At 68.4% G+C, this 25,175-nt stretch carries 25 protein-coding genes and 1 tRNA gene; 13 read left to right on the forward strand and 13 right to left on the reverse strand.

Translation table 11 applies throughout. The annotated features are described in order from the left end of the window. Nucleotides 1–948, reverse strand: coding sequence for an ACP S-malonyltransferase (fabD, locus tag ACRDNQ_RS14095; protein WP_431829330.1), 948 nt, complete (start codon nt 946–948; stop codon nt 1–3). A gap of 171 nt (nt 949–1,119) precedes the next feature. Here fabD and ACRDNQ_RS14100 point away from each other — a divergent pair, with 171 nt between their 5' ends. Continuing rightward, nucleotides 1,120–2,313 carry a cytochrome b/b6 domain-containing protein gene (locus ACRDNQ_RS14100; RefSeq protein WP_431829331.1) on the forward strand — a complete coding sequence of 398 codons (1,194 nt, stop codon included), beginning with the start codon at nt 1,120–1,122 and terminating at the stop codon, nt 2,311–2,313. Nucleotides 2,314–2,376: 63 nt separating this feature from the next. Here the strand turns inward: ACRDNQ_RS14100 and ACRDNQ_RS14105 are convergent, their stop codons facing one another. Both ACRDNQ_RS14105 and ACRDNQ_RS14110 read right to left on the reverse strand, forming a co-directional pair. Continuing rightward, nucleotides 2,377–2,976: a YceI family protein gene (locus tag ACRDNQ_RS14105; protein ID WP_431829332.1), complete on the reverse strand. Its 600-nt coding sequence runs from the start codon at nt 2,974–2,976 to the stop codon at nt 2,377–2,379. Nucleotides 2,977–3,094: 118 nt separating this feature from the next. Next, the gene (locus ACRDNQ_RS14110; RefSeq protein WP_431829333.1) at nt 3,095–3,736 is read right to left on the reverse strand and encodes a hypothetical protein; all 642 of its coding nucleotides are present in this window, start codon (nt 3,734–3,736) and stop codon (nt 3,095–3,097) included. 282 nt (nt 3,737–4,018) lie between these two features. On the opposite strand from ACRDNQ_RS14110, the gene rpsF reads away from it, so the two are divergent. The 3 genes from rpsF to rplI are packed head-to-tail and all read left to right on the forward strand — an operon-like array spanning nt 4,019 to nt 5,334. Further along, complete coding sequence (rpsF, locus tag ACRDNQ_RS14115; RefSeq protein WP_431829334.1) at nt 4,019–4,471, forward strand: 30S ribosomal protein S6; 453 nt, start codon at nt 4,019–4,021, stop codon at nt 4,469–4,471. Between the two features lie 22 nt (nt 4,472–4,493). Next, the gene (rpsR, locus tag ACRDNQ_RS14120) at nt 4,494–4,721 is read left to right on the forward strand and encodes a 30S ribosomal protein S18 (protein ID WP_005982441.1); all 228 of its coding nucleotides are present in this window, start codon (nt 4,494–4,496) and stop codon (nt 4,719–4,721) included. A 10-nt stretch (nt 4,722–4,731) separates the two neighbouring features. Beyond that, nucleotides 4,732–5,334 (forward strand): 50S ribosomal protein L9, encoded by a 603-nt coding sequence (gene rplI / locus ACRDNQ_RS14125; protein ID WP_431829335.1) that lies wholly within the window; start codon nt 4,732–4,734, stop codon nt 5,332–5,334. 195 nt (nt 5,335–5,529) lie between these two features. On the opposite strand, the gene tig is transcribed toward rplI, so the two are convergent. Beyond that, the gene (gene tig / locus ACRDNQ_RS14130; RefSeq protein ID WP_431829336.1) at nt 5,530–6,861 is read right to left on the reverse strand and encodes a trigger factor; all 1,332 of its coding nucleotides are present in this window, start codon (nt 6,859–6,861) and stop codon (nt 5,530–5,532) included. A gap of 24 nt (nt 6,862–6,885) precedes the next feature. After that, nucleotides 6,886–6,970: transfer RNA gene (locus ACRDNQ_RS14135), tRNA-Leu, on the reverse strand. 174 nt (nt 6,971–7,144) lie between these two features. On the opposite strand from ACRDNQ_RS14135, the gene ACRDNQ_RS14140 reads away from it, so the two are divergent. Further along, the gene (locus tag ACRDNQ_RS14140; protein WP_431829337.1) at nt 7,145–8,203 is read left to right on the forward strand and encodes a Hint domain-containing protein; all 1,059 of its coding nucleotides are present in this window, start codon (nt 7,145–7,147) and stop codon (nt 8,201–8,203) included. Here ACRDNQ_RS14140 and ACRDNQ_RS14145 read toward each other — a convergent pair. Further along, nucleotides 8,194–9,066 carry an NAD(P)H-hydrate dehydratase gene (locus tag ACRDNQ_RS14145; RefSeq protein WP_431829338.1) on the reverse strand — a complete coding sequence of 291 codons (873 nt, stop codon included), beginning with the start codon at nt 9,064–9,066 and terminating at the stop codon, nt 8,194–8,196. The two genes, ACRDNQ_RS14140 and ACRDNQ_RS14145, sit on opposite strands and share 10 nt — an antisense overlap. Then, nucleotides 9,056–9,775 carry an NAD(P)H-hydrate epimerase gene (locus ACRDNQ_RS14150; protein WP_431829339.1) on the reverse strand — a complete coding sequence of 240 codons (720 nt, stop codon included), beginning with the start codon at nt 9,773–9,775 and terminating at the stop codon, nt 9,056–9,058. The genes ACRDNQ_RS14145 and ACRDNQ_RS14150 overlap by 11 nt, the downstream gene beginning before the upstream one ends. 167 nt (nt 9,776–9,942) lie before the next feature. Here ACRDNQ_RS14150 and ACRDNQ_RS14155 point away from each other — a divergent pair, with 167 nt between their 5' ends. The 3 genes from ACRDNQ_RS14155 to ACRDNQ_RS14165 all read left to right on the forward strand — a co-directional run bounded on the left by ACRDNQ_RS14155 (nt 9,943) and on the right by ACRDNQ_RS14165 (nt 12,567). Further along, nucleotides 9,943–10,281 (forward strand): P-II family nitrogen regulator, encoded by a 339-nt coding sequence (locus ACRDNQ_RS14155; RefSeq protein WP_431829340.1) that lies wholly within the window; start codon nt 9,943–9,945, stop codon nt 10,279–10,281. Between the two features lie 43 nt (nt 10,282–10,324). Further along, on the forward strand, nt 10,325–11,731 hold the full coding sequence (glnA, locus tag ACRDNQ_RS14160; protein WP_431829341.1) for a type I glutamate--ammonia ligase: 1,407 nt from the start codon (nt 10,325–10,327) through the stop codon (nt 11,729–11,731). Between the two features lie 326 nt (nt 11,732–12,057). Beyond that, the gene (locus tag ACRDNQ_RS14165) at nt 12,058–12,567 is read left to right on the forward strand and encodes a hypothetical protein (protein WP_431829342.1); all 510 of its coding nucleotides are present in this window, start codon (nt 12,058–12,060) and stop codon (nt 12,565–12,567) included. Between the two features lie 4 nt (nt 12,568–12,571). Here the strand turns inward: ACRDNQ_RS14165 and ACRDNQ_RS14170 are convergent, their stop codons facing one another. Then, nucleotides 12,572–13,429: a heme-dependent oxidative N-demethylase family protein gene (locus ACRDNQ_RS14170; protein ID WP_431829343.1), complete on the reverse strand. Its 858-nt coding sequence runs from the start codon at nt 13,427–13,429 to the stop codon at nt 12,572–12,574. A gap of 217 nt (nt 13,430–13,646) precedes the next feature. Between ACRDNQ_RS14170 and ACRDNQ_RS14175 the strand changes: the two genes are divergently transcribed. Beyond that, a complete protein-coding gene (locus tag ACRDNQ_RS14175) occupies nt 13,647–14,885 on the forward strand; it encodes a bifunctional alpha/beta hydrolase/OsmC family protein (protein WP_431829796.1) in 1,239 nt (412 codons plus the stop codon). Between the two features lie 107 nt (nt 14,886–14,992). Here the strand turns inward: ACRDNQ_RS14175 and ACRDNQ_RS14180 are convergent, their stop codons facing one another. Both ACRDNQ_RS14180 and ACRDNQ_RS14185 read right to left on the reverse strand, forming a co-directional pair. Next, a complete protein-coding gene (locus ACRDNQ_RS14180) occupies nt 14,993–15,601 on the reverse strand; it encodes a biotin transporter BioY (protein WP_431829344.1) in 609 nt (202 codons plus the stop codon). 120 nt (nt 15,602–15,721) lie between these two features. After that, nucleotides 15,722–16,150: a DUF6314 family protein gene (locus tag ACRDNQ_RS14185; protein ID WP_431829345.1), complete on the reverse strand. Its 429-nt coding sequence runs from the start codon at nt 16,148–16,150 to the stop codon at nt 15,722–15,724. Nucleotides 16,151–16,265: 115 nt separating this feature from the next. On the opposite strand from ACRDNQ_RS14185, the gene purB reads away from it, so the two are divergent. Next, nucleotides 16,266–17,579 (forward strand): adenylosuccinate lyase, encoded by a 1,314-nt coding sequence (purB, locus tag ACRDNQ_RS14190; RefSeq protein WP_431829346.1) that lies wholly within the window; start codon nt 16,266–16,268, stop codon nt 17,577–17,579. Here the strand turns inward: purB and ACRDNQ_RS14195 are convergent. Continuing rightward, on the reverse strand, nt 17,576–18,505 hold the full coding sequence (locus ACRDNQ_RS14195) for a LysR family transcriptional regulator (RefSeq protein WP_431829347.1): 930 nt from the start codon (nt 18,503–18,505) through the stop codon (nt 17,576–17,578). The two genes, purB and ACRDNQ_RS14195, sit on opposite strands and share 4 nt — an antisense overlap. Nucleotides 18,506–18,598: 93 nt before the next feature. Between ACRDNQ_RS14195 and metF the strand changes: the two genes are divergently transcribed. Continuing rightward, complete coding sequence (gene metF, locus ACRDNQ_RS14200) at nt 18,599–19,468, forward strand: methylenetetrahydrofolate reductase [NAD(P)H] (protein ID WP_431829348.1); 870 nt, start codon at nt 18,599–18,601, stop codon at nt 19,466–19,468. Between the two features lie 15 nt (nt 19,469–19,483). Here metF and ACRDNQ_RS14205 read toward each other — a convergent pair whose 3' ends face one another. Together ACRDNQ_RS14205 and ACRDNQ_RS14210 are read right to left on the reverse strand one after the other, a co-directional pair. Then, nucleotides 19,484–20,320 (reverse strand): CPBP family glutamic-type intramembrane protease, encoded by an 837-nt coding sequence (locus ACRDNQ_RS14205; protein WP_431829349.1) that lies wholly within the window; start codon nt 20,318–20,320, stop codon nt 19,484–19,486. Between the two features lie 91 nt (nt 20,321–20,411). Continuing rightward, complete coding sequence (locus ACRDNQ_RS14210; protein WP_431829350.1) at nt 20,412–21,551, reverse strand: type III PLP-dependent enzyme; 1,140 nt, start codon at nt 21,549–21,551, stop codon at nt 20,412–20,414. Between the two features lie 98 nt (nt 21,552–21,649). On the opposite strand from ACRDNQ_RS14210, the gene ACRDNQ_RS14215 reads away from it, so the two are divergent. Both ACRDNQ_RS14215 and ACRDNQ_RS14220 read left to right on the forward strand, forming a co-directional pair. After that, a complete protein-coding gene (locus ACRDNQ_RS14215) occupies nt 21,650–22,102 on the forward strand; it encodes an Lrp/AsnC family transcriptional regulator (protein ID WP_431829351.1) in 453 nt (150 codons plus the stop codon). 183 nt (nt 22,103–22,285) lie between these two features. Beyond that, complete coding sequence (locus tag ACRDNQ_RS14220) at nt 22,286–25,165, forward strand: valine--tRNA ligase (protein WP_431829352.1); 2,880 nt, start codon at nt 22,286–22,288, stop codon at nt 25,163–25,165. Nucleotides 25,166–25,175 lie beyond the last annotated feature (10 nt).

Below are 25,175 nucleotides of genomic sequence, written 5' to 3' on the forward strand. Positions count from 1 at the left end.
TCAGTTTCCTTCCTTCGCGGCGGCCGCCGCCCTTGCTTCGTCGGCCGAACCGACCTGAAGCGTGCCCGCCTCCTTCGCGATGCGCCGCACCATGCCCGACAGCGCCTTGCCGGCGCCGATCTCCCAGAACTCGGTGACGCCGCCCTCGGTCGCCATCCATTCGACCGACTCGCGCCAGCGCACGGAATGGGTGATCTGCGTGACCAGAAGATCGCGGATTTCCGCGGGATCGCTGACCGGCCGGGCCAGCACGTTGGCGACCACCGGAACCGCCGGCGCCACGATCGTCACGTTGCCCAGCGCCTCGGCCATCACATCGGCGGCGGGCGCCATCAGCGGACAATGGAACGGCGCCGAGACCGGCAGCATCACCGCCCGCTTCGCGCCCCGCGCCTTGGCGATCTCGACGGCGCGGGCGACGGCCGCGGCGTGGCCCGAGACCACGACCTGCGCCGGATCGTTGTCGTTGGCGGCGACGCAGACCTCGCCCCCCGCGGCTTCGGCCGCGACCTCGGCCGCGGTCGCGAAATCAAGGCCCAGAAGCGCGGCCATCGCGCCCACGCCCGGGGCCACGGCCTGCTGCATCGCCCGGCCGCGCGCGCGCAGAAGCCGCGCGGTGTCGGCCACGCTCAGCGCGCCGGCGGCGGCCAGCGCCGAGTATTCGCCCAGCGAATGCCCCGCCACGAACGCCGCATCGGCGATGGTGACGCCCTCGGCCTGAAGCGCCCGCATCGCGGCAAGCGAAGTCGCCATCAGCGCGGGCTGCGCGTTCTGCGTCAGCGTCAGCGTCTCGGCGTCGCCCTCCCAGATCAGCGCCGACAGCGCTTCGCCCAGCGCGTCGTCGACCTCGTCGAAGACGGCCTTCGCCTCGGGATAGGCGTCGGCCAGATCGCGGCCCATGCCGATCGTCTGCGCCCCCTGCCCCGGAAATACGAACGCGCGGCCCATGCCCTGCTCTCCCTCGTCGCGTGGTTTTCCTTCCTCTAGCGGCTGCCATCCCACCGCACAAGGCGCGCAGCCCCCCTGCGGTCATGCACAGCCGCCGCGCGGCATCGGCGATTGATCGCGGCCCCGCGACGGATAAGTGTCGCCCGACACGGCGATGAAAGGACGGACAGCATGGCACTGGCGAACACGACGACGCATTACGGCGCGGTGGCGCGGACGTTTCACTGGCTGACCGCGCTTCTGATCCTGACGGCGATCCCGCTGGGCCTTGTGGCCAACGCCATCCCGCTGGATAGCGACGCGGCGGTGGCGCAGAAGACGCTGCTGTTCTCGATCCACAAGACCGTGGGCGTCACCGCCTTCTTCGTGGCGCTTGCGCGCATCCTCTGGGCGGTGGTGCAGCCGCGCCCCGTGGCGCTTCACCCCGACCGGCGGGCCGAGACCTTCGCGGCGGCCACGGTGCACTGGACGCTTTATGCCGCCCTCGTCCTCGTGCCGCTGTCGGGCTGGCTGCACCACGCCGCGACCACGGGCTTCGCGCCGATCTGGTGGCCCTTCGGCCAGTCGCTGCCCTTCGTGCCGGTGGACTTCCGCGTGGCCGAGTTCTTTGCCGCCTGGCACTGGGTCTTCACCAAGGTGCTGGCCGCCGCCATCGTCCTGCACGTCGTGGGCGCGTTGAAACACGCGCTGATCGACCGCGACGCCACGCTGGTGCGCATGGTCTCGGGCCGGTGCGAGGTCGACGTGCCGGCCCACCGCGAAGGCCGCGCCCCGGTGGCGGTGGCGGCCGCGCTTTGGCTTGCGGCGATCGCCGGGGGCAGCGCTCTTGGCTGGCCGCACGACGAGGCCGCGACTGCGTTCGAGACCCCCGCCGCCAGCAGCCAATGGCTGATCGAAGAGGGCACGGTGTCGATCACCGTCCGCCAGCTTGGCGCCGAAGTCACCGGCAGCTTCGCCGACTGGATCGCCGCCGTCGATTTCGACCCGGCCACCGAAGGCGCGATCAAGGGCCAAGTCGAGGCGACGATCCTGCTTGACTCGCTCGCCCTTGGCAGCGTGACCGCGCAGGCGCTTGGTCCTGATTTCCTGGATGCCGCCGCGCACCCAAGCGCCACCTTCTCGGCCGTGATCACAGAGCATCCCAATGGCGACGGCTATCTTGCCATGGGCACCCTGTCGCTTCGCGGTGTCGCGGTTCCGGTCGAGCTTCCCTTCACCTTCCGCCCCGACGGCGAACGCGCCACGGTGCAGGCCGAAGTCACGCTTGACCGTCGTGATTTCGGTGTCGGACAGACCCTGGTCGACGAAAGCACGCTGGGGTTCGCGGTGCGCGTCGGGATCGACCTTTCCGCGCTTCGGCCTTGATCTTGCACAAGAAAGGGGGCGGCCGCCTGGCCGCCCCCTTGGCAGCATGGTCCGGCGTGGCGATCAGTCCAGGCGCGCGTCCTGCTGGGCGGCGATGCCGGCCTCGATCGAGATGCGCACCTCGACCTCGTCCGACACGGCCGGAGCGAACAGGCCAAGGCCGAAGTCGCTGCGCAGAAGCGTCGTCGTGGCGTCGAAGCCCAGCCATTCGGTCTGGGTCATCGGGTTCGTGCCGGCGGCGTTCAGCCGGGCGTCGAGCACGACCGCCTTCGTGACGCCGTTCAGCGTCAGGTCGCCGGTGATCAGCGCGGTGTCCTTGCCCGTGACCTCGATCCCGGTCGAGACGAAGGTGACCATCTCGTCCTCGGTCGCGGCGAAGAAGTCGGGCGACATGAAGTGCTGGAAGCGCTCTTCCCAGCCGGTCAGCATCGTCGTCACCGGGAACGACACCTCGACCGACGAGGCTTCGGGCGCGTCGGCGTCGAACTGGATGCGGCCCTCGAAGCCCGAGAACATGCCATAAGTCGTCGAGAAACCGAAGTGGTCGTAGGTGAAGACGATCTGGCTGTGGCTGGGGTCAAGGTCGAAGCGCACCGCGTCGGCGGTGGCAGAGGTGGCGGCGGCGGCAAGGCCAAGGGCCGTGGTCAGAAGAAGGGCTTTCATTCGGGGTCGCTCCTGATGCGGGTTTCGATGCCCGCAACATCGACACGACGCCTTCAGACGCAATTGCACAGGTGCCCACAGGGTCTGTTCGATCCTGCACGGAAGGAACGCGGCGTCGTCAGGCCGAGGCCTTGCGCCCCTGCGAAAGCCCGCCGGGCTTGGCGGGCATCGCCTGCGCCGCTTCCCGAAGAAGCCGGCGTTCGACGCGTTCGCGCGCCGGCCGCAGGTCGTTGCGAAGCCGGTCGTGCAGCAGCCGCAATTCGCGCTCGCTGCCCGAGGCGAAATGCAGCGGCGCCTCGGACCCGGCGACGCGCAGCAGAAGATGCCCCCCCGACGCCGCGCGCGTTCCACGCTTGACGTAGGCGCTGTCGATGTCGCGCATCGGCACCCGATCGGACACGCGCTCGAACCCGCGCCGGTCGCGTTCGACCATGCGCAGCTCGCGCTTGACGGTGTCGACCTGAACCTCGACCGCGGTGGTGCGCGCCACGCCATGAAAGCAGGCCAGACCCAGCCCCGCCATCGTCGCGGTCAGCGCGATCTTAATGGACAGAAGCTCTTGCGAGAAGATCGCCCCGGGAAACAGCCATTGCCCCAGCGCTGCGGCAAGCAGGATCGCGCCCAGGAACAGGAGGATCCAGTCGCGCAGGGCGCGCCGGTCGGTCGCGGGGTCGCGCTCGCGGATGATGTATCCCCAGTAGGTCTCGGTCACCGTCAGCGTCGCTGGCGCATCTGCGCCTTGTACCCGGGCGTCGCTCATCGCGTTCATCGCCTTACCCCGTCTACGCACTCCCCCATCAAGCGCGCAGAAGGTGTCCAGATTTTGACCGACAGATATCATTTTCCGGGCCAGGACGGGGGGCGGGCGAAGGTCCGGCCGGCGTCGGCGCGGGGGCCGCGCCACGGGTTGCATCGCCGCGCAGGCCGTGTATAAGGCCCCGTCCTTCCGCTGATCCTTGGATCGGCGCGCCCTCTCGTGGACGGGAAGCGGAAGGTGAAACGCCCGTCCTATGAAGCGCGCCCTGATAGAAGTGGAGTGCACATGCCGCTTTACGAGCATGTCTTTATCTCGCGCCAGGATCTTTCCAACGCGCAGGCCGAAGGGCTCATCGAACATTTCGGCACCGTCCTCGCGGACAACGGCGGCAAGGTCGTCGAGAGCGAGTACTGGGGCGTCAAGACGATGGCCTACAAGATCAACAAGAACCGCAAGGGCCACTACGCCTACCTCAAGACCGATTCTCCCGCGCCGGCCGTGCAGGAGATGGAGCGTCTGATGCGTCTGCACGAGGACGTCATGCGCGTTCTCACCGTCAAGGTCGACGCGCACGAGGAAGGCCCCTCGGCGCAGATGCGCCGGTCCGACGACCGTGATCGCGGCGATCGTGGTGACCGCGGAGATCGCGGCGACCGGGGTGACCGGGGTGATCGTGGAGACCGGGGTGATCGCGGCGACCGGGGTGACCGGGGCGACCGCGGCGACCGTCGGCGCTGAGATAGGGAAAGGAACATAAACCATGGCAGCCAAACCGTTTTTCCGCCGCCGCAAGGTGTGTCCGTTCTCGGGCGATAACGCGCCGAAGATCGACTACAAGGACACGCGCCTTCTGCAGCGCTACATCTCCGAGCGTGGCAAGATCGTGCCGTCGCGCATCACCGCCGTTTCGGCCAAGAAGCAGCGTGAACTCGCGCGCGCCATCAAGCGCGCCCGGTTCCTCGCTCTGCTTCCCTACGCCGTGAAGTAAGGAGACCGACATGCAGGTCATTCTACTCGAACGTGTCGCCAAGCTTGGCCAGATGGGCGATGTCGTGAACGTCAAGGACGGCTACGCGCGCAACTACCTTCTGCCCCAGCGCAAGGCGCTTTGGGCGTCGGAGGCCAACATCAAGGCCTTCGAATCGCAGAAGTCGCAGCTTGAAGCCCGCAACCTCGAAACCCGCAAGGAGGCCGAGGCCCTGGCCGCGACCCTCGACGGGCAACGCTTCGTCGTGATTCGCTCGGCCTCGGACGCCGGCGCGCTGTATGGCTCGGTCACGACCCGTGACGCCGCCGACGCCGCCGAGGCCGCGGGCTTCACGATCGACCGCCGGCAGATCAACATGCTGCGGCCGATCAAGGAACTGGGCCTTCACGCGCTGGGTGTCACGCTTCACCCCGAGGTCGAGGTCGAGATCATCCTCAACATCGCCCGCAGCGAGGAAGAGGCCGCCCTTCAGGCCGCCGGCAAATCCATTCAGGAGCTTGCCGCCGAGGAAGAGGCCGCGGCCGAGTTCGAGATCGCCGAGCTGTTCGACGATATCGGCGCGGCCGGTCAGGATGACGATCGCGCCCCCGCGGACGACCGCGACGACCGCTGATCGCACCGAACCGTTCAGGACCACGACGGGCCGCCTCGACCGAGGCGGCCCGTTTTCGTTCCTGCGGTCAGGGTCCGGGTGTCGCCGCCGGCCACTGCCGGAAGAAACGCCCGCAAATCTTTGAGTGAAAAATGAAAAGGCGGCCCAAGGGGGCCGCCTTCGTGATCTCTTGCGAACGCTGCGCGTGGGCCGGCGTCAGGCGTCGTCCAGCGCTTCGACGGCCTTTTGCAGCGCGTCCTTCGTCACCGTCTTCTCGGTCACCTTGGCAAGGCCGAAGACGTGGTCGACGACCTTGTCCTCGAAGATCGGCGCCTGAAGCTGCTGACGCATCTGGGGGTTCTTCTGGACGAATTCGAAGAACTGGCGCTCCTGCCCGGGATATTGCCGGGCCTGGGTCAGCACCGCCTGGGTCAGCTCGGCGTCGGTCACGGTGATCTCTTCCTTGCGGCCCAACTCGGCCAGAAGCAGGCCAAGGCGCACGCGGCGCTCGGCAAGCTTCTTGTGCTCGTCCGTGGGTTCGATCGTGTCGTGATCGTGGCCGTGGTGGTCGGGATTCTCTTCGTGCCACAGCTGGTGGGCGATCTGGCTGGCCTCGGCTTCGACCAGGGTAGGCGGAAGCTCGAAGGACACCGCCTTGTCGAGGGCGTCAAGCAACGCGCGCTTCATCACCGCACGCGCGGCGCCCGCGTATTCCTGTCCCAGACGCTCGGCGATCTGGGTCTTGAGCGTGGCCAGATCCTCGACCCCGTAGCGCTTGGCCAGCTCGTCGTCGATCGCCGCCGCCGCCGGGGCCTTCACGGCCTTCACGGTGCAGGCGAAGACGGCGTCCTTGCCGGCAAGATGCGCGGCGCCGTATTCGGCGGGGAAGGTCACCTTGACCTCGACCTCGTCGCCGGCCTTCACACCGGCCAGTTGCTCCTCGAAGCCGGGGATGAAGCTGCCCGAGCCAAGAACAAGTGGATAGTCCTCGGCCGCGCCGCCGTCGAATTCCTCACCGTCGATCGAGCCCTTGAAGTCGATCACGACCTGGTCGCCGTCCTTCGCCTTCGAGCCCTTCTTGCGGTCCTCGAAGGTCTGCGCGTTTTCGGCCAGGTTCTTCAGCGCCTCGTCGATCGCCGCCTCGTCGGCCTCGACCACCAGTTTCTGAAGCTTGATCTTGGCGAAATCGACCTCGGGGATCTCGGGCAGCGCCTCGTAGGTCATCGTGACCTCGATGTCGTCGCCTTCCTTCCAATTCTCGTTGGTCATCTTCACTTCGGGCTGCAGCGCCGGACGGTCTCCGCTGTCCTCGAAATGGCGGTTCATCGCGCCGTCGATCGTTTCCTGCATGGCCTCGCCCAGAAGGCGCTGGCCATACTGCTTCTTCAGAAGCGGCAGCGGCACCTTGCCCTTGCGGAAGCCCTTCATGGCGATCTCGGGCTGCGCCTCGGTCAGCTTCTCGGTGACCTTCGCGTCAAGCTCGGCCGCCGAGACCGTGATCTGGTAGCCGCGTTTCAGCCCGTCCTTCAGCGTTTCAGTGACCTGCATCGTGTCCGTCGTCCTTTTCCTGTCTGGTGCGGGTGGAGGGACTTGAACCCCCACGCCTTGCGGCGCCAGAACCTAAATCTGGTGCGTCTGCCAATTTCGCCACACCCGCGAACCTGCGAAGGCGGCCCAAGGCGCCTGCGTATCGGCGCCGCCCTCGAAATCCGCGCCCTTCTAGCAAAGGCCATAGGGGGATGCGAGGGCAAAAAGACGCCGCTTTTCCGCGTTAACGCCATCGCAGTCACCTGCTATGTAGGACAGGCGAAACGGAACGGGACGGCGCCGCATGGCCTATACCATCTGGATGCTGGAGAAGGTCAACATCGCCGTCTCCGGCGGCGGATCGCTCGACGGCATCACGCAGGGTGACGGCTCGCACCTGCCCGGCCGCACGATCACGCTTCTGTCGAACGACTGGATCGAGACGCAGATCGCCGACAACGACCCGAACTTCGACGACAACGACACAAGCCAGCGCCTTCAGGGGGCGCAGACGATCAATGGCGTGCTTTACCCCAACAACACGATCGTCGAGGCCGAGTACCTGATCACCCTGCGCGACCCGTCGACGGGGATCACCTATCGGGCCATCGGCTACAACGTGAACAATTCGAGCCCGGCCTATGCCACGATCGAGGGGCTGGCCTTCGTCGGGGGTCAGGGCGGGTTTCCGCCCGTCGGCGTTCCGCTGGTCGTCGTCTCGGCAAGCGAGGGTCCGGGCAGCAGCGGCATTCCGGCGATCAACGCGGGCAACGTGGCCTTCCCGATCTGCTTCGGCGCCGGCACCTGCATCGCCACGCCTGCGGGCGATCGCCGGGTCGAGACGCTGCGCCCCGGCGATGCGGTGCTGACGCGCGACCACGGCGCGCAGATCCTGCGCTGGGTCGGCGTCACCCGCGTCGACGCGGACCGCCTGGCGGCCGCGCCGGCGTTTCGCCCCGTGCGCATCCGGCAGGATGCCTTCGGCGCCGGCGCGCCGGCACGCGACACGCTTCTGTCCCAGCAGCACCGCCTGCTGATGACGGGCTGGCGGGCCGAGTTGCTGTTCGGCGAGGGCGAGGTGCTGGTGGCCGCGCGCCACCTGGTGGACGGCGGCGGCGTCAAGATCGCCTGCGACGTGACGTCGGTGATCTATGTCCACCTGATGTTCGACGACCACGAGGTGGTCTTCGCAAACGGGCTCGAGGCGGAAAGCTTTCGTCCCGGGCCGGCCGCGATCGACGGCCTCGACGCCGCGCTTCGCGACGAGATCCTTGCGCTGTTCCCCGACTTGGCCGAGGCCGACGCGATGCGTCCGGCGCGCGCCCTGCTGCGCGGCTGGGAAGGGGCGATGCTTCAGCCCTGAAGCCCCAGCGCGCGAAAGACCGCGGGAAGGGCCTCGGGTAGGTCCTCGGCGATGAGGCCGGGCCCGAAGGCGCGGGCCGCCTCGACGTGCAGCCAGGCGGCGGTGCCGGCGGCCTCGTGCGGGGCCAGCCCGCGCGCGAGCAGCCCGGCCACGAGCCCCGCCAGCACGTCGCCCGACCCTGCGGTCGCCAGCCAGGGCGCGCCGCGGTCGCCGCGCGCATCGCTGATCCATGCCCGGCCGTCCGCGGCCGCGATGACCGTTTCGGCGCCCTTGAAGAGCACCGTGCATCCGGCGCGCGCGGCCGCCTCGCGCGTGGCGGCGACCTTGGACATGGCCCCCGCCTCCAGTCCGGCCGCAAGATCGGGGAACAGCCGGCGAAACTCGCCGCCGTGGGGGGTCAGCACGCAGTCTTCGTGCAGTTGCGCGAACAGCGTCTCGGGGGCGTCGGCGAAGGCCGTCAGGGCATCGGCGTCAAGAACGCAGGCCCGTTCCGCGCCAAGGCAGGCGGTGACCTGCGCCAGCGTCTCGTCCCCCGTGCCAAGGCCCGGCCCAAGGCAAAGCGCGGTGATCCGCGGATCGGCCAGTTCCTCGACCAGGTCGTCCATGTCCGCGACCCCGCGCAGCATCACCGCGTCAAGCCGCGCCGCGTTTTCCGCCAGCGCGGCCACGGGGCAGACGACGGTCACAAGCCCCGCCCCCACCCGAAGTGCCGCCCGCGCGGCAAGGCGCGCCGCCCCGCCCCGGCCCGGACCGCCCGCCAGGACAAGGGCGTGGCCGTAGTCGTACTTGTGCGCCTCGGGCCGCTTGGCCAGACGGTCGCGCAGGGCGGGGCCGCCCTCGATCACGCGTGCCTCAGACTTCATCATCGTCGCCCCCCGCCGCGCCGTCCCAGGGCGCAAGGCCGATGTCGGCGACGACGACCTTGCCGCAGCGCGCCGGCCCCTCGCCGGCCAGGTGTCCGCGCTTCAGGCGGTGAAACGTGACCGTCAGATGCGCCGCCGCCGCGCCCTGTCCGCCGCCCTGGGGCGTCAGCACCCGGCCCGTATCGGCATCGAGCCCCGAGGGCAGGTCGACCGCGACGACCTTCGGCGTCCCCGCCGCCCCGTCCAGCAGCACCGCATCGGCCAGGCTCGACAGCACGTCGCCCAGATCGTCAAGCGGACGCGCAAGGCCGGTGCCGAACAGGGCATCGACCACGAGGTCGCAGTCCCAGCGTCGCCGCACCTCGAACTCGGACAGCGGGTGCACCGGCCCAAGCGCCGCCCAGAGGGCGTGGTTGGCCTTCGCGTCGGGCGGCAGGCGTGCGGGGTCGCCCAGCAGATAGACGTCGACCGTCCAGCCGCGCCCGGCCAGAAGCCGCGCGACGACGAAGCCGTCGCCGCCATTGTTGCCCGGCCCGCAGAAGACAAGCGCCCGGCGCGGAGCGCGCGCCAGCGCGGGCCAGGCGCCAAGGACGGCGTCGACCACGCCCTGCCCCGCACGCTCCATCAGGTCGCGCCCGGTCACCGCGCCGCTTTCGATGGCGGCCCTTTCGACGGCGCGCATCTGCGCGGCGGTCAACGGATCGGACATGTTCGGCCCCTTCTTCCAAATCTGCGCGGTTTCGCGCCGCATTGCACAATTTTTGTGCATACCGCGCGGAATCCTCCTTCGCCGCCCGGCCCCGCCAGCCTAGCGAATTGTCGCCGGTCGCGGGAAGTGGTCTCACCCCGAAGGACGCGCCATAGGGAGAAGATGCCATGAAGAAGGTCGAGGCGATCATCAAGCCGTTCAAGCTTGATGAGGTCAAGGAGGCGCTTCAGGAGATCGGCGTGCAGGGCCTGAGCGTGCTTGAAGTCAAGGGCTTCGGACGCCAGAAGGGCCACACTGAACTCTATCGTGGGGCCGAATACGTCGTGGACTTCCTGCCGAAGGTGAAGATCGAGGTCGTCCTGTCGGACGATCAGGTCGACGCGGCGATCGAGGCGATCGTCGATGCGGCGAAGACCGACAAGATCGGCGACGGCAAGATCTTCGTCACCCCCGTCGAGCAGGCGCTGCGCATCCGCACCGGCGAGACCGGCGAAGACGCGCTCTGACAGTCAAACAGACACTACATACCAGAAGGGAAGAAGGTCTCAGATGAGCAAATCAGACGTTCTCAAGACGATCAAGGACCAAGACGTCGAGTACGTCGACATCCGTTTCACCGACCCGCGCGGCAAGCTTCAGCATGTCACGGTCATGGCGGATCAGGTCGACGAGGATTTCCTGGACGACGGCTTCATGTTCGACGGCTCGTCGATCGCCGGCTGGAAGTCCATCGACCAGTCCGACATGAAACTGATGCCCGACACCGCGTCGGTCTATCTGGACCCGTTCTATGCCGAAAAGACGCTGGCGATCCACTGCACCGTGGTCGAGCCCGACACCGGCGAGCCCTATGACCGCGACCCGCGCGGCACCGCCGAGAAGGCCGAGGCCTATCTGAAGTCCAGCGGCATCGGCGACGCGGCCTATTTCGGCCCCGAGGCCGAATTCTTCATCTTCGACGATGTGCGTTACTCGGTGAAGATGAACAAGGTGTCCTACGAGGTCGACGCGATCGACGCCGCCTGGAACACCGACACCGAGTACGAGATGGGCAACATGGGCCACCGGCCCGGCGTCAAGGGCGGCTACTTCCCGGTTCCCCCGATCGACGACGCGCAGGACCTTCGCTCGGAAATGCTCTCGACGATGAAGCGCATCGGCATGAAGGTCGACAAGCACCACCACGAGGTCGCCTCGTGCCAGCACGAGCTTGGCCTGATCTTCGGCACGCTGACCAAGCAGGCCGACGAGATCCAGAAGTACAAGTACGTGATCCACAACGTGGCCCACGCCTATGGCAAGTCGGTGACGTTCATGCCCAAGCCCATCGCCGGCGACAACGGCACCGGGATGCACGTCAACATGTCGGTCTGGAAGGACGGCAAGCCGCTTTTTGCAGGCGACAAGTATGCCGACCTCTCGGACGAGGCGCTCTACTATATCGGCGGGATCCTGAAGCACGCCAAGGCGCTCAACGCCTTCACGAACCCCTCGACCAACTCGTACAAGCGCCTGATCCCGGGCTTCGAGGCCCCCGTGCTGCGCGCCTATTCGGCCCGCAACCGGTCGGGCTGCGTCCGCATTCCGTGGGCCGAAAGCCCGAAGGCCAAGCGCGTCGAGGCCCGCTTCCCCGATCCGTCGGCGAACCCCTACCTCGCGTTCTCGGCGCTGCTGATGGCCGGCCTCGACGGGATCCAGAACAAGATCCACCCCGGCGAAGCCATGGACAAGGACCTTTACGATCTTCCGCCCGAGGAACTCGAAGGCATCCCTACCGTCTGCGCGTCGCTGCGCGAAGCCATGGAAGAGCTCGAGGCCGACATGGACTTCCTGCTCAAGGGCGACGTCTTCACCAAGGACCAGATCGAGGGCTACATGGCGCTCAAGTGGGAAGAGATCTACGCCTACGAGCACACGCCGCACCCGATCGAATACAAGATGTACTACAGCTGCTGATCTCCTCCCTGGCAGCTTGTCTTGGGGCGCCCCTTCGGGCGCCCCTTTTTTGTCGGCAGGTCATGGTTCGGCGGGTCCCGGTTCGGCAGGCCCGGCGTCAGTCGCGCCGAGTCGCCCGGCGCCGCCGACCGGTTCAATCGCCGCCCGCCCCGGGCGCGGATGCGCGGAAGCCCGCCGGTTTTTGTCTCGCCATCTTCGACAATCCTCAGATGACGCCGCGACCGTCGCGCCTGGTGCATCAATGAACCGATGCGCTTCGGCTTCGGCCCAACTTTTTCCTCATTCGTCGGCCACCTTCGAGGGACGAGCAGCAAGGAACAAAAAACATGACACTGACAGATACCTTCATCCCCGAGGCGCCCCCCATGGCCCTGCCGACCCGGAAAGCCGCAGCAGACGCCCTTCGCCTGGCCGCCGCCAGGATGGGCCGGCATGCCCCCGCCGCAGCGGTCCGCCCGAAGCGGCCAGCCCGGCGCCGGGCACCCGCGCCGCTGTCGGCCGCCGAGCGCCTGCCTGCGCTTGCGCCCGCCGACGCGCCCGCCGCGCCCCGCCGCGCCTTCGTGGGGATCGAGATGCGGTCGGACGCGATCGTCGACGAAGAAACCCGCTTCGCGCATCGCGAGGAAACCAAGAGCGATGTCGCCAGGCTGACCGTCTATGCGCTGAACGCCACGCTCATGGTCATGGCCTTCCCCGTGGGGTTCGCGCTTTTGGTGTTCAACATCCTGGGCGGCGAGAACCTGCGCACCACGGCCCACGCCATCGCGCTGACCGGCCTTGCCATCGCGCTGTCGGCCGCCGCCGGCTCTGGAACGGCGATCTTCGGCATCATCTGAGGCGTCAGGGGCGCGTCCCGTCGTCGGGGCGCGCCACCGCATCCTCGCGCCGGACCACCACGGTGTGGATGCCAAAGGCGACCGCGCCACTTCGCGGCAATCTACGGATCGTCTGGAACTCGGACCGCACGTAGCCCGCGGGGCCTTCGTGCCGCAGGGGTGGGTCGTCCTCGCGCCGGGGCTGGAAGAGCGCCGGATCGTGGTAGGACAGAAGGTTAGCCCGCCACATTGGCCGACCGGCCTGCACCCCGTCGAACAGCCGCTGCACGCGCATCGCGATCGCCGGATCGTAAGAGGCGACAGGGCGGTGAATGCGCAGAAGCGGCCGCCCGATCTTTTCGGCAAGCGTCCAGCGCGCCGGAAAGCACAGCACGGCGGCGACAAGGACATGCTCGGCCCCTTCCCCGAGCCCCTTGCTGGCCCCCTCGCCGGCCCCCTTCCCGGGCTCCTCCCCGGGTTCCTCCGCGCCCCCCGGCTTCGCCAGCAGGCAGAAGTCCCCCTGCACAAGTCGCCCCACCGTCGCCAGCGGCGCCTCTGCGTCGACCCCGACAGTCACCCCGTCGGGACGGCGCACATGGTCCCGCCCCACCACGAAACCCTCACGCGTGGCAAGATCGTCCAGCACAAGCGCCATAAGTTCCCCGGCCGCCTCGCGGCCCTCGGGCAGACAGGCGAGCACGTCGCCGGGGCGTTCGGCCAGCAGGCGCTCGCGCTCGGCCATCTGGGCGGCATAGGCCTCGTCCACGCGCAGCCACCGGGCCGGATCAAGCGGCAGGACGCCGGGCAGCCGCGCGAGCCGCGGATCGGCGCGGGGATCGACCGCAAGCGCAGTGTGCAGGATCGGGGCAGTCGGGCGGGTCAAGGGGGCGCGGCCTTGCGGAAGAACTCGACCGCCTGCCTAGCATCCCGGGCCGCGCGATCAAGCCCGCCGGGGGCGAGGGCCCGCTCGACGCGGCCCCCTGTGATCCCGCGGCGTCACGCCCTCTCACCAAGGCGTGACGCACTGACACGATGGGTTGCGGCAGGCCGCCGAGCGCCACATGCTTGGGGCCTGTCAGCCCGAACCGAAAGGCCGCACCATGGGCATGGATCGCATCACATTCGAAGGTCACGGCGGCGATACGCTGGCCGCGCGCCTCGACCTGCCCGAGGGGCCGCATCTCGCCACGGCGATCTTCGCGCATTGCTTCACCTGCTCGAAGGACCTGCATGCCGCGCGCCGGATCGCCGCGCGGCTTGCCTCGATGGGGATCGCAGTGCTGCGGTTCGACTTCACCGGCCTTGGGCATTCGGGCGGCGAATTCGCCAACACCACCTTCACCTCGAACGTGGACGACCTTGTCGCGGCCGCGGACTATCTGCGGGGCCACGGCATGGCGCCCGACCTTCTGATCGGCCATTCGCTGGGTGGGGCTGCGGTGCTGCGGGCGGCCGCGCGCATCCCGCAGGCAAAGGCGGTCGCGACCATCGGCGCGCCCTTCGATCCCGAGCATGTGACCCACAACTTCGGCGACGCGCTGGAAAAGATCCGCGCCGACGGGTCGGCCGAAGTGCGCCTGGGCGGTCGGCCGTTCCGGATCGGCCGCGCCTTCGTCGAGGACGTCGCCGCCGAAAAGCTGGCCCCGGCCATCGCCGGGTTGAAACGCGCGCTTCTGGTGCTGCATGCGCCGCGCGACGCGGTCGTGGGCATCGACAACGCCACGCGCATCTTCCAGGCCGCGAAACACCCCAAGAGCTTCGTCACCCTCGACACCGCCGACCACCTCATCACCGACCCGCGCGACGCCGACTATGCCGCCGAGGTCATCGCCGCCTGGGCCGGACGCTATCTGCGGCTGGAAAGCCCCGCGCCGCCGCCCGGCGCGCCCGAAGGCGTGGTCAGGGTCAGCGAATCCGACCCCGACGGGTTTCTGCAGGACATCAGCGCGGGCCCCGATCACCACCTTCTTGCGGACGAGCCCGAAAGCTATGGCGGCACCGACCGCGGCCTGTCGCCCTATGGCTTTCTGGCGGCGGGCCTTGGCGCCTGCACCTCGATGACGATCCGGATGTATGCCCGCCGCAAGGGCTGGCCGCTGGCCCATGTCTCGGTCGACGTGACGCACGACAAGGTCCATGCCCAGGATGCCGGCCAGGCCAACGGCGGCGGCGGCGAAAAGATCGACCGCTTCACGCGCACCATCCGTCTTGAGGGCAAGCTGGACGACAGCCAGCGGGCGCGGCTTCTCGAGATCGCCGACCGCTGCCCCGTTCACCGGACGCTGGAAAGCGGCGCCCGGATCGAGACGCGCATGGAGACCCGGACCGACGGGGACTGAACTCGCCCCGGCCCGCTCTGGCCTGACTTGGCCCGCCTTGGCCCGACCTGCCAATGAAAAGGGCGCGGGAACTGGCCCCGCGCCCTGTTGGTGTTACGTCGCCGGGGTCAGCGGCGGGCGTCGCCCACCAGCTTCCACGCCGCCGGGATCAGAAGCGCGGCCAGCACCAGCTTCAGCGCGTCACCCAGCAGGAAGTTGGTCATGCCCCACTGAACGACCCAGGCCATGCCCTTTTCGGCCGCGAACAGATGCGCCATCCACGGCAGGCCCACCGCATAGATGATCGCGTTGCCGATCAGCAGCGCGCCGGCCATCGTGGCGACCGAGCGGTCCCAGCCGCGCTGGGCAAGGCAGCCCATGGCGACGGCCGCCAAAAGAAAGCCCAGAAGATAGCCGCCCGTCGGCCCCGCCATGTAGGCCAGACCCGAGGCGCCCTCGCCCGTGCCGGTGAAGACGTTCATGCCCAGCGCGCCCAACGCGAGATAGGCCAGAAGCGTCACCCCGCCCAGCCGCGCCCCATAGGCTGCGCCGATGGTGAGAACGGCGAAGGTCTGCATGGTGATCGGAACCGGCCACATCGGCACGCGGATCTTTGCCGCGATCGCCAGCGCAGCCACGCCCAGCGCCACCAGCACCATCTGCTTGACCAGCCGGGCGGCGCCCTCGGAGGGGCCGAAGATCTCGGTCAGAACGCGTCTGTCGGTCGCGGTGCTCATTGACGTGCCCATCGGCGGTTCACTCCTTGAAAACCCTGTCGGGCCCGTAATGCACCAGCCACCTGCGCCGCGCAAGAATCTTCGCCGCGCGCGCCCTTGTCGCCCCCTATGGCCCGCCCGTCAGGGCGCAGGGCTGTGCTGCGAGGTCATGACATAGTCCTTGCGCGGCCCGGTCACGCGCCAGACCGCCGTCCATTCGGGCCAGCGCGCGAAGTCATAGCGCACCTCATAGCGGTCGGGGGCGCACAGATGCGTGGCTTCTGGATCGGGCACGCCCATCGGAAAGGCGTGGAAGGGACGGCCATCTTCGAAGGAAATCGCGATCCAGCCTTTCTCGGCCCTCCAGAGGTATCGGCGCTCGGCCTGAAGGCCGTGCCCCGCGCCCTCGATCGTGAGCACGCCCGCCTCGTCGTGGATCAGCGTCTGGCCCGATCGGGTGAAGCGCGCCTCGCCCGTGAAGGCGCCGTTGCCCTGGCCCGAGGCATGGTCGATCCGCCGGTCGATGCGCCAGCGCCCCTCGAATGCCCAAAGCGATGCCGGAGCCCCCATGGCCGCTCTCCCGTCCTTGCCCGCCCTTGCCTGTCGATCCCTGTCCTTGCCGTCCACACGTCACGAGTCTAAGACGCCCCCGCGCGCTTCACAATTCCGGAAAGGCCGCCCGCCCATGATCCCCCGCTATTCCCGGCCCGAAATGGTGGCCATCTGGTCGCCCGAGACGAAGTTCCGCATCTGGTTCGAGATCGAGGCCCACGCCTGCGACGCAATGGCCGAGTTGGGCGTGATTCCGAAAGCGAACGCCGAAGCCGTCTGGCGCGCCCGCGACGTCGAATTCGACGTGGCCCGCATCGACGAGATCGAGTCCGTCACCAAGCACGACGTGATCGCCTTTCTCACCCACCTGTCGGAAATCGTGGGGGCCGACGAGGCGCGCTTCGTCCATCAGGGCATGACCTCGTCGGATGTGCTCGACACCACGCTCAACATCCAGCTTGCCCGCGCCGCCGACATCCTGCTGGCCGATCTCGACGCGCTTCTCGCGGCGCTCAAGCGCCGGGCGTTCGAGCACAAGGACACCGTCCGCATCGGCCGCAGCCACGGCATCCACGCCGAACCCACGACCATGGGCCTGACCTTCGCCCGCTTCTACGCCGAGATGACGCGCAACCGCGAACGCCTTGAAGCCGCGCGAAGGGAAATCGCCACCGGCGCCATTTCCGGGGCCGTCGGCACCTTCGCCAACATCGACCCGCGCGTGGAAGAGCACGTCTGCCGCAAGATGGGCCTGGTGCCCGAGCCGATCTCGACCCAGGTGATCCCGCGCGACCGCCATGCCATGTTCTTCGCCACCCTCGGCGTCATCGCCAGTTCGATCGAGAACGTCGCGATCGAGATCCGGCACATGCAGCGGACCGAGGTGCTGGAGGCCGAGGAATTCTTCTCGAAGGGGCAGAAGGGGTCGTCGGCGATGCCGCACAAGCGCAACCCGGTCCTGACCGAGAACCTGACCGGTCTTGCCCGGCTGGTGCGCGGCATGGTGACGCCGGCGCTGGAAAACGTGGCGCTCTGGCACGAGCGCGACATCTCGCATTCCTCGGTCGAACGGATGATCGGTCCCGACGCCACCGTGACCCTCGACTTCGCGCTGGCGCGGCTGACGGGCGTGATCGACAAGCTTGTGGTCTATCCCGAAAACATGATGCGGAACATGAACAAGTTCCGCGGACTGGTTCATTCGCAACGGGTTCTTCTGGCCCTGACCCAGGCCGGCGTCAGCCGCGAGGACGCCTATCGCCTCGTTCAGCGCAACGCCATGAAGGTCTGGGAGGACGGCAAGGACTTCCTGACCGAACTGAAGGCGGACCCCGAGGTGACCGCCGCGCTCAGCCCCGCCGAGATCGAAGAGAAGTTCGACCTTGGCTACCACACCAAGCACGTCGACACGATCTTCGCGCGGGTGTTCGGGGACGCCAGGTCCTAGGTCTTCTGCCCCGGCTTCTGCCCCTGCCGCTGAAGCTTGACCGGAATCGTGCGCGCCAGCCGCAGCAGATGCGCCATGAAGGGCTTCGACGCGTCCTCGGTCCGGATCGCGGCGTAAAGTCTGCGCGTGATGCCGGTCTCGGTCAGCGGCCGCGTCACGTAGTCCGAGGAATAGCGCACCTCGCGCACGACCCAGTCGGGCAGCACCGCGACCCCGCGGTTCGAGGCGACCAGAAGCAGGATCACCGCCGTCAGTTCGACCTGCCGGATCGCCCGCGGCTCGACCTTGGCGGGCGTCAGAAGCTGGCTGAAGACATCAAGGCGCGTCCGTTCCACCGGATAGGTGATCAGCGTCTCGTCCCGGAAATCCTCGGCCACGACGAAGGGTTTCGCGGCCAGCGGATGCTGCGAGGCGGCGACGAAGACCGGTTCGTAGTCGAAAAGCGGCGCGAACTCGACCGCGTCCAGCGTCTCGGGATCGGACGACACGACAAGGTCCACCTCTTCGCGCTGAAGCGCGGGCAGCGCGCCGAAGGCAAGGCCCGGGCGGATGTCGACGTCGACATCGGGCCAGGCCTTGCGGAATTCCTCGAGCACGGGGAAGAGCCATTCGAAACAGGCGTGGCATTCGATGGCGATGTGCAGCCGCCCCGACTTGCCCGATTGCAGGCCCTCGAACTCTTCTTCCAGGGCGTCGATCTCGGGCAGGATGCGTTCGGCCAAGCGCAAAAGCTTCATGCCCGCGGCCGACAGCTTGAGCGGCTTCGACCGGCGCACGAACAGCTCGACCCCCGCCTGTTCTTCCAGCCCCTTCACCTGGTGGCTCAGCGCCGACTGGGTGATGTTGAGCTGATCGGCCGCGCGCGCCAGACCGCCGGCCTCGTGAATGGCGCGGATCGTGCGAAGGTGGCGGAATTCGATATGCATATCGCGGATCGACTCATAATGGTGATGAGCATTATGAATTTGTCTCATTTCGCCGGACATGGGACAAGCGGCCATTCGCAACCGGAGTCCGCAATGCCCACGCCCCCCCGCCTCAGCTTCGAATTCTTCCCGCCGCAGTCGCTGGAAGCCTCGTTCCGGCTGTGGGACACCGTGCAGGCGCTGGCCCCGCTCCGGCCCGAGTTCGTGTCTGTCACCTATGGCGCGGGCGGCACGACGCGGCAGCTCACGCACGAGGCGGTGACGACGATCGGCGCGCATACCGGCCTGAATGTCGCGGCGCACCTGACCTGCGTCGGCGCGACGAAAGCCGAGACGATGGAGATCGCCCACCGCTATGCCGAGGCCGGCGTGACCGAGATCGTGGCCCTGCGCGGCGACCCGCCGAAGGGCGCGGGCGCGTTCCGCCCCCACCCGGACGGCTTCGCCGACAGCTGCGAGCTGATCGCCGCGCTGGCGGAGACGGGCAAGTTCACGATCCGCGTCGGCGCCTATCCCGACCCGCACCCCGAAGCGCCAAGCGCCAAGGCCGACATCGACTGGCTCAAGCGCAAGATCGATGCCGGCGCCTCCTCCGCGATCACCCAGTTCTTCTTCGAGGCCGAGACCTTCTTCCGCTTCCGCGACGCCTGCGTCGCGGCCGGCATCGACGCGCCGATCCTTCCCGGCATCCTGCCGATCGAGAACTGGACCGGCGTGCGCCGCTTCGCCGAACGCTGCGGCGCCCATGTGCCCGCCTGGCTGGACGAGGCCTTCGCCGCGGCCGACCGCGACGGGCGGGCCGAGCTTCTGGCGACCGCGCTGTGCACCGAGTTGTGTTCCGATCTGATCGACGGCGGGGTCGAGCACCTGCATTTCTACACGCTCAACAAGCCGCACCTCACACGCGACGTGGCCCGCGCGCTGGGCGTCCTGCCCGAGATCGCGCTCGAGCACGTGGCCTGACCCGCGCCCTGACCCTCAGTCCGGCAGGACCCGCGTGACGGCCCCCGTCCGCGCCGGATCGCGCCCCAACATCGACCGGCGGCAGATCCAGACCGTGGCAAGCGCCGCGGCGACGAAGACCCAGGTGTCGTAGGGCTGCGCGTCGGGCCAGAGTGGATTGTTCATCTGGAAGTGGAACAGCCCTGCGATCAGCAGGCTGCCCCGCGCGGCGTTGAACATGGCCGTGAGGATCACGCTGATCGCGGTGGTTCCCACGACAAAGGGCAGAAAGCCCCAGGCCGCCTGCGGGGTTCCCGACAGAAGAAAGGCCGGCATGTGCCACAGGCCCCAGACCGCGCCGACGGCTAGACCCGCCCAGACCGGGGCCATGCGCCGTTGCAGAACCGGCAGCATCAGCCCGCGCCAGCCCAGTTCCTCGACCGGGCCGAGGACCAGCATGAAGGCGATCGCGCCCAGAAGCGCGCCCGCGCCATCGAAGGACACCGTCGGCGGCCAGAGCGTGCCTTTCATCGCGGCGCCAATGGCGAAGACCACCGGAATCCCCAGGATCAGGACGGCCCACCAGACCGCCGGCATCCGCCACAGCAGGATGCGCGACAGGAACCGCCGCAGGCCGGACCCGCCCGCCCGGCGCCACACCAGAAAAAGTGCTGCGATCGCAGGGGCATAGACGGCAAGTATGAACAGGGGATGATGCCCGCTCGGCGCGCCGAGAAGCGCCGTGATCGGTCTGGGAAACAGGGCGAAAAGGGCGAAGACCCCCCAGGCGATCCCGAAGCTCAGGCCGAGGAACGGCACGAGCGACGAATCAGAGAGGTCCTGCTGCCCGTCGTCAGCGTGGGGTGCGTTCATCGATCTGCCTTTCCTGATCCCGAGGGTGGCAGGATAGCAGTCGCCGCGCCCGTTCGACTTGACCTCGGTCAACGCGCTGTTCGGGGCGGGCTCAGCCCGCCTGTTCGACCGTCACCACCCGAAGATCGCCGTAGCCGTTGAACCGCGTCAGCGTCGCGGTCGAATAGGCGCCCATGCCATGGACCAGCAGGTAGTCGCCCTCGACGATGTCGGCGGGCAGCGGCACCTCGCCCGGCAGCCGGTCAAGGCTGTCGCAGGTCGGGCCGAAGACGATGCGGGGGCGCAGCGGGCCCTGGCGCGGCCGGCCCTGCGCGTCGACAATCGATAGGCGGTCGGTCATGCCCATCACCGGCATCTCGGCCAGACCGCCATAGATCCCGTCATTGAGGAAGACCGTGCCGTCGCGGCGGACCGCCTTGACGCGCGTGGCCAGCGTCATGCAGTCGGCGACCATCGCCCGCCCGGGCTCGCAGACCAGCGCCGGGGCGTCGGGGCCGAAGGCGCGACGGGTGGCGTCGGCAATGGTGGCGAAAGCGGCCTTGATGTCGGGGCCCGCGCCCACGCGGCGCGCCGCGAAGCCGCCGCCCACGTTGAGCCGGCCGATCCTGACGCCTGCGTCGCGCGCGACGGCGGCCGCGGCTTCGATATAGGCGCGCCAGGCCTCGGGGTCGGCGCACTGGGTGCCGGGGTGGAAGGTGATCGCGGGGGAATAGCCGGCCGCGACGATGGCGCGAAGAAGGTCCGCGCAGGCCGCGGGATCGGCGCCGAACTTGGCGCCGAAGTCATAGGCCCCGCCCTTGACCGGCAGGCGCAGACGGGCCGAGACCTCGGTGCCGCGCGGCAGCCCGCCCTGGGCGAGTTTCGCGAGTTCGGTTTCGCAGTCGACCGAGCAGCTGGCGACGCCGATCGCCACGGCTTCGGCGATCTCGGCGCGCGAGCGGACGGGGTTGTTGTAGTGCAGCACGGCGCCCGGCAGCACGTCGCGGACGCGCCGCATCTCGTCGGGCGAGGCCACGTCGAAGGCGGTCATGCCGGCGGCGACGAGGTTCTCGATCACCATGCGCGCGTCGTTGGCCTTGACGGCATAGGTCACGAGGCCCGGAAAGCCGTCGCGGAACCGCCGGAAGGTCGCCTGCAGCACGGCCGGCGAGAAACACAGAAGCGGCTGGTCGGGCGTCTCGGCCCGCAGGGCTTCGGCGGGGCTTGGCCAGAGGGCGGGTTGGCGGCTCATCCTGGGGGTCCTTGTGCCTGTTCGCCCCTACAGGATGCCGTGCAACCTTGCGTATTTGCACTGGCGATCTGACGGATTGCCGTATATTTTCAGCCATCATGACCGATCAACGCTACACTCCGGACGATCTTGACCGCAGGCTGCTGGCCGAACTGTCGGGCGACGCGCGGCTTCCCGTCGCGACGCTCGCCCATCGGCTGGGCATCGCGCGGTCGACGGCGCAGGCGCGGCTCGAACGGCTGGAACGCACGGGCGTCATCGCGGGCTATACCTTGCGCCTTGGCGCTGCCGCCGCGGCCGGGACGATCCGGGCGACCGTGCTTCTGCAGGTCGAGCCGCGCGCCAACGCCACCGTCCTGCAGCGACTGAAGGCCCTGCCGCAGGTCCGCCGCGCGCATTCGACGAGCGGGCGTTTCGACCTGGCGCTGGTCGTGGCCGCGGGGTCGACCGAAGAGCTTGACCGCGCACTTGACGCCATCGGCGCGGTGCCCGGCGTGACCGACAGCGAAAGCCTGATCCACCTGTCGACGAAGATCGACCGGGGAAGCTGACAGGCCGGCCTGCGGCGCGGCCGAAAGCCGTGGCGGGGGGCTGTCTGCCCCCCGGGTCCGCCTGCGGCGGCCCTCCCCACGAAGATATTTGATCCAAGAAGAACGGCCCCGGGCGCGTTTCCCCGGTTTTCCTTCGCCCGCCGCTTCGCTAAACGAGGCGCGGAACATCAGGATGCCGACGCCATGACGATGGACAAGACTTTCGACGCCGCCGGGGCCGAGCCGCGGATCTATGCCGCCTGGGAGGGCGCGGGCGCCTTCCGCGCCGGGGCCAATGCCCGCCGGCCCGAGACCTTCTGCATCATGATCCCGCCGCCGAACGTGACCGGCAGCCTGCACATGGGGCATGCCTTCAACAACACGCTGCAGGACATCCTGACGCGCTGGCACCGGTTGCGCGGGTTCGACACGCTCTGGCAGCCGGGCACCGACCATGCCGGGATCGCGACGCAGATGGTGGTTGAGCGCGAACTGGCCAAGGAAGGCAACATCACCCGCCGCGAGATGGGGCGCGAGGCCTTCGTGGCCCGCGTCTGGCAGCAGAAGGTGAAGAGCCGCGACAACATCAAGAACCAGCTCAAGCGGCTTGGCGCCTCATGCGACTGGGACCGCGAGGCCTTCACCATGTCTGGCGCCCCCGGCGCGCCGGCGGGCGAAGAGGGCAACTTCCACGACGCCGTCATCCGCGTCTTCGTCGAGATGTACGAAAAGGGCTTCATCTATCGCGGCAAGCGGCTGGTGAACTGGGACCCGCATTTCGAGACCGCGATCTCGGACCTCGAGGTCGAGCAGGTAGAGGTCGACGGCCACATGTGGCGCCTGCGCTATCCGCTGGAGGGTGGCGAGACCTACGAGCATCCGATCGAGTTCGACGAGGACGGCAACGTCACCGCGACCGAGACGCGCGATTACCTGACGGTCGCCACCACGCGGCCCGAGACGATGCTGGGCGACACCGGCATCGCCGTGCACCCCGACGATCGGCGCTATGCGCATCTGGTGGGCAAGACGGTGCGGCTGCCGCTGGTGGGGCGGTCGATCCCGATCGTCGCCGACGCCTATGCCGACCCCGAGAAGGGCACGGGCGCGGTCAAGATCACGCCGGCCCACGACTTCAACGACTGGGGCGTGGGCGAACGCGCGGGCCTGCGCGCGATCAACGTGATGACGACCCGCGCGGCGATGTTCCTGCGGGAAAACAGCGACTTCGCGGACGGCGCGGATGCTGACGGGGTGGCGCGGCTGATCGAGGCGCTCGATGGCCTCGACCGCTATGAGGCGCGCGACTGGATCGTGCGGGTGGCCGAGGAGGAGGGCTGGCTCGACGGGATCGACGCCGACCGCCACATGGTGCCGCATGGCGACCGCTCGAAGGTCGCGATCGAGCCGTATCTCACCGACCAGTGGTTCGTGGACACCGCGAAGATCGTCGGACCCGCGCTTGACGCGGTGCGCGACGGCCGCACGAAGATCCTGCCGGAACAGCATGAAAAAGTGTACTTTCACTGGCTTGAGAACATCGAGCCCTGGTGCATTTCGCGCCAGCTTTGGTGGGGGCATCAGATTCCGGTGTGGTATGGGCCGGACGGCGCGCATTTCTGCGCCGCGACCCGCGACGGCGCCTATGACAAGGCCATTGCGCATTACGATGCGGCGGGCGAGGCGATCATCGCAGACGAGCTGCGTCAGGCCAAGGGCATGACCGATGCCGCGATCGAGGCCGCCCGCACCGACCTTGCGCGGCTTGCGCGCGACGCCGACGTCCTCGACACCTGGTTCTCGTCGGGGCTCTGGCCCATCGGCACCCTCGGCTGGCCCGAGGACACCGAGGAACTGCGGAAATACTTCCCGACCGACGTCCTTGTCACCGGCTTCGACATCATCTTCTTCTGGGTCGCCCGGATGATGATGATGCAGCTTGCCGTGGTGGACCAGGTTCCGTTCCACACCGTCTATGTCCATGCCCTTGTCCGCGACGAGAAGGGCAAGAAGATGTCGAAGTCGCTGGGCAACGTGCTCGACCCGCTGGACCTTGTGGACGAGTTCGGGGCGGACGCGGTGCGTTTCACGCTGGCCTCGATGGCGGCGATGGGGCGTGACCTGAAGCTGTCGACGCAACGGATTGCCGGATATCGGAATTTCGGCACGAAGCTGTGGAACGCCGCGCGCTTTGCCGAGATGAACGGCGTCTTCGAGGCGGCGCGGCCGGAAGGCGTTCCCGTGGCCACCGCCACCGTCAACCGCTGGATCCTGGGCGAGACGGCGAAGGTGCGCGAGGAGGTTGACGCGGCGCTTGGCGCCTATCGCTTCAACGACGCGGCCGGCGCGCTTTACGGCTTTGTCTGGGGCACGGTCTGCGACTGGTATGTCGAGTTCTCGAAGCCGCTCTTCGGATCGCAGGACGACGCCCTGATCGCCGAGACCCGCGCCGTCATGGGCTGGGTGCTTGACCAGTGCCTGATCCTTCTGCACCCCTTCATGCCCTTCGTCACCGAAGAGATCTGGGCACTATCGGGAACCCGCGCCAAGATGCTTGTCCATGCCGACTGGCCCGATCACGCGGCCGCCGACCTTGTCGACGCCGCGGCCTCGGCCGAGATGGGCTGGGCCATCAGCGTGATCGAGGGCGTGCGCTCGGCCCGGGCGCAGTTGCGGGTGCCGGCCGGGCTTTACGTGCCGATGCTGCACACCGGCCTGTCCGAGGCCGCCCGGGGCGCCTGGGACCGCAACGAGACGCTGATCACGCGGCTTGCCCGCATCGAAAGCCTGAAGGCCACCGACGTCATGCCGAAGGGCACGCTGACGGTGGCGACCGAAGGCGCGACCTTCGGCATCCCTCTCGAGGGCCTGATCGACATCGCGGCCGAGAAGGACCGGCTGGCGAAGGCGCTGGAGAAGCTGGGCAAGGAGTTGGGCGGGCTGCGCGGGCGCCTGTCGAACCCGAAGTTCGTCGAAAGCGCGCCCGAGGACATCGTCGACGAAACGCGCGAGGCGCTGGCCGCGAAGGAAGAGGAAGAGGCGCAGTTGCGCCAGGCCCTTGACCGCCTGGCCGAAGTGGCCTGAGCGGGGGGAG

It is taken from the genome of Saliniferula longa (assembly GCF_050789285.1).
Lineage (GTDB): Bacteria > Pseudomonadota > Alphaproteobacteria > Rhodobacterales > Rhodobacteraceae > CAVPWP01.